This window comes from Bradyrhizobium sp. PRIMUS42 (assembly GCF_023006515.1).
GTDB lineage: Bacteria > Pseudomonadota > Alphaproteobacteria > Rhizobiales > Xanthobacteraceae > Bradyrhizobium.
Genome location: NZ_JALBGZ010000616.1, coordinates 1 through 3,761 on the forward strand (window position 1 = coordinate 1; position 3,761 = coordinate 3,761).

Sequence of the window (3,761 nt, forward strand, 5' to 3'; positions counted from 1 at the left end):
AGCCGGGCACCGCCGGGCAGGCGGCCGATCTGTCCCACGTTCTGACGCGGCTGGAAGATCTTGCGCAAGTGCTGCGGCCGGCCGTCGGCGGCACGACGCTGCCGGCAACGATCCCGGCCAAAACCTTGCCGGCCACGACCAACGATCCGATCAGCCTGTTCGAACGGCTGTTCTCTCTCGTCAACAAGACGGCGCCGATGCCGGGACCAGCCACCCCGACCACCCCCGCCCCCGTCGACCAGTTGAAGCAGGTTGTCGATCTGCTCAGCACGCTCCTCAACAAGGACGGCAAGCCCGTGCTGGGCCAGGTCAACGGCGCGCTTGGCGAGACCATCGGCAAGCTGCTCGACGGCAAGAAGACCGCGCTCGGCATCGGCGGCTCGGTGCTCACCGCGCTGCTCTCCTCGGTGACGGCAAGCCCCAATGCGGGAGGCCTTGCCGGACTGCTCGGGACCGTCGTGTCGGCAGTGCCGGGCCTCGGCCAGTTCGCGATGCCGATCTCGCTGGCGCTCGCGGCCTGGGGCGTGCTCGGCAAGATGGAGAAATGGGTGCAAGGCACCGCGCCGCCGCCGAAGGTGACGACGTAGCGCGAATGGCTGAGGCTCGGGGCCTCCCCGGGAGCAGGTGCGCTCCCTCCCCCGCTTGCGGGGGAGGGTTGGGGAGAGGGTGTCTCGACAATGAACCATCCCCAAGAGGAGAAAGCCCTCACCCGGCGCTTCGCGCCGACCTCTCCCGCCAGCGGGAGAGGTTAAGAGGAGCCCGCGGCTCCATCGGTTCAGCACAAGACCGTTCCGCTCCGGAGCATGACGATCCCGCGCCGTCGCTTCGGGCGCCTACTGACGCAGCATGATCAGGGGATCGGCGGTGTCGGGGACGCGCCGCCACTGCGCGTTGTCGTCGGCCTCGAACTGCCAGGCATCGCCTGATTTCGACATCAGGATAATCTGGCCGCGCTCGAGCCGCCATTGCGTCGGGTTGAACTGTGCGATGGCCGCATCGCATTTCGGCTTGAGGAAGACCTGGAAATTGTCGGGGCTCGACTCGGTGTTGGTCAGCGTCAGCCCGCAGATCGGCTGGCCGTTGCCGCGCACCATCGACCAGTCGCCGATCATCTGATCCATCGACTTGGCCATTGAGCGGGCGGCGGCGAGATCCTGCAGGATGTAGACGCCCTCGCCCTGCCGCAGGCCTTCGAAGATGCCGGCCTCCACCTCGGTGAAGTCGATTACGGCTTCACCGGTGGCGTCCTGCAGGCGGACGATGTCGAGCCCCCTGACGTTCCAGGCGACGATGTCCTTGGTGAAAGGCAGCGCGGTCTTGCAGGCGGGCTCGAGCTCCAGCTTGAAACCCTGGCCCGCGGCGTCGCCCTTGAGGGTGACGACGCAGGTCTTGCTGCGCTCGGTGGTCGAGAGCTCCCATTGCCCTGGCATCGATTTCTTCAAGGTCGTCGCATCTTGCGCCTGCGCGATGCCGATCGCGGCCAAATAGGCCGCGACGGCGAATGCAACGACCCGAAGACCTGTCATCAGCGCCCCCTAAACGGCGTCTCGGCGACCGGCGTCAACGGCGCCTTGCCGGCGAACCAGGACTTGAGGTTGTCGACCACGAGCTGGTCCATGGCGTTGCGCGTCACCACCGAGGCCGAGCCGATATGCGGCAGCAGCACGACGTTCTGCATGGCCTTGAGCTCGTCCGGCACGGTCGGCTCGGCCGCGAACACGTCGAGGCCGGCGGCCAGGATGGTGCCCGATTTCAGCGCCTGCACCAGTGCGGGCTCGTCGACCACCGAGCCACGCGCCACGTTGACCAGCACCCCGCGCGGACCGAGCGCCTTCAGCACCTCGGCATTGATCATCTTGTTCGTGCTGGCGCCGCCGGGCACGATCACCATCAAGGTGTCCACCGCCTTCGCCATCTCGATCAGATCAGGATAATGCTTGTAGGAGACGTCCTTGGACGGGTTGCGCGAGTGGTAGACCACCGGCACCAGCGAAGCGTCGAGCCGGCGCGCGATGGCCTGGCCGATCCGGCCCATGCCGACGATGCCGACCTTGCGGTCGCGCAGCGAGCCGACGCTGAGCGGATAATTCTGCGTCTGCCAGAGCCCGGAGCGAACGTAGCGGTCGGCCTTGACGAACTCGCGCAAGGTGGAGATCAGAAGGCCCATCGCGACGTCGGCGACCTCCTCGGTCAGCACGTCGGGCGTGTTGGTGACGATGATATTGTGCTCGGCCGCGTATTTGGCGTCGATGTGGTCGTAGCCGACGCCGAAGCTTGCCACCATCTCGATCTTGGGCAGCTGCGACAGCGAATCCTTGTCGGCGCGCACGGTGTGATAGGTCACCGCGACGCCGCGGATTTTTTCGCGGATCGCCGGCGTCAATCGCTCGAGGTCACCGCGCGTCTCGGCCTTGTGCACGACGAAATGGTCGGAAAACCCGTTCTCGAGGATCGGCCGCACCGGCCCATAGATCAGAAGGTCGATCTTTTCGGACGAAATCGAACCGGTAGACATCAGCTTTCCTTTCCAAGCGCGCTCTCATGCCAGCGCCGTAAAACGAGGTGGGAAACTAGCGCCAGCACCCCATAGATGACAATCCCGGCCAGCGACAACAGCAGCAGCGCTGCGAACATGCGGGGTATGTTCAATCGATAGCCCGACTCGGCGATCCTGTAGGCAAGCCCGGAGCCGGCGCCGGCCGTTCCCGCCGCGATCTCGGCCACAACCGCGCCGATCAGCGACAGGCCGCCGGCAATGCGCAGGCCGCCGAGGATATAGGGCAGCGCGGCCGGCAGCTTGAGGAAGCGCAGCGCTTGCTGTGGCGAGGCGCTGTAGAGCTGGAACAGCCCGGCAAGGTTGCGGTCGACCGAATTGAGCCCGAGCGTGGTGTTCGACAGCACCGGGAAGAAGGCGACGATGAAGGCGCAGACCACGACCGCGGTTTGCTGTTCCAGGTAGATCAGGAGCAGCGGCGCGATCGCGATCACCGGCGTCACCTGCAGCACGATTGCATAGGGAAATAACGAATATTCCACCCATTTCGACTGGTTGAACAGCAGCGCCAGCGCGATGCCGCCGATGCTGGCCGCGACAAAACCTTCGAGCGTGGTCAACAGCGTGGTCGCGAGCGATTGTGACAGCACAGCCCAGTCCTTGATCAGCGTCAGGATGATGATTGAGGGGGCCGGCAGCACGTAGGGAGGGATCTCCTTGATCCGGACCACCAGTTCCCAGGCGAGGAGGCCCGCCGCGAACACAATGACGGGCAACACGAAGCGCAGCGCGCGTTGCGCAGCGCGCGGTTTCGCGGTGACGGTGGCTTGCGCGTTCATAGCGTCGACTGGCCCGAATAGGACGGCGCCAGCGCCGCCGACACTTTCCGGCAATAATCGGAATAGGCCGCCGAGGTGCGAAACGCCTCGCCGCGCGGCTCTACCGTCTCGATGCGGATATCGGCCTGGATACGGCCCGGCCGCGCCGTCATCACCACCACGCGCTGCGACAGATAGACGGATTCGAACACCGAATGGGTGACGAAGATGATGGTCTTGCCAAGGCTGCGCCACAGCGCGAGCAGATCATTGTTGAGGCGGAAGCGCGTGATCTCGTCGAGCGCGGCGAACGGCTCATCCATCAGCAGGATGTCGGGATCGGTGACGAGCGCGCGCGCCAGCGACACCCGCATCTTCATGCCGCCGGAGAGCTCGCGCGGAAACGCATCGGCGAAATCGGCGAGCCCGACGCTGGCCAGCGCCGCGTC

The 3,761-nt window shown here is 65.6% G+C and carries 4 protein-coding genes and 1 pseudogene; 1 reads left to right on the forward strand and 4 read right to left on the reverse strand.

Going from position 1 to position 3,761, the window contains the following annotated elements:
- A pseudogene (locus MOV75_RS30475) lies at window positions 1-587 on the forward strand (hypothetical protein); the annotation flags it as partial.
- 246 nt (window positions 588-833) lie between these two features.
- Here the strand turns inward: MOV75_RS30475 and MOV75_RS30480 are convergent.
- The 4 genes from MOV75_RS30480 to MOV75_RS30495 all read right to left on the reverse strand — a co-directional run.
- Window positions 834-1,526, reverse strand: a complete 693-nt coding sequence (locus MOV75_RS30480; protein WP_246930469.1) for an AprI/Inh family metalloprotease inhibitor — start codon at window positions 1,524-1,526, stop codon at window positions 834-836.
- Complete coding sequence (locus MOV75_RS30485; RefSeq protein WP_246930467.1) at window positions 1,526-2,515, reverse strand: 2-hydroxyacid dehydrogenase; 990 nt, start codon at window positions 2,513-2,515, stop codon at window positions 1,526-1,528. Before MOV75_RS30485 ends, MOV75_RS30480 begins: the two co-directional genes overlap by 1 nt.
- A complete protein-coding gene (locus MOV75_RS30490; RefSeq protein ID WP_246930465.1) occupies window positions 2,515-3,333 on the reverse strand; it encodes an ABC transporter permease in 819 nt (272 codons plus the stop codon). Before MOV75_RS30490 ends, MOV75_RS30485 begins: the two co-directional genes overlap by 1 nt.
- A partial coding sequence (locus MOV75_RS30495; protein ID WP_247007169.1) for an ABC transporter ATP-binding protein occupies window positions 3,330-3,761 on the reverse strand: 432 nt, incomplete at its 5' end. The genes MOV75_RS30495 and MOV75_RS30490, both read right to left, overlap by 4 nt.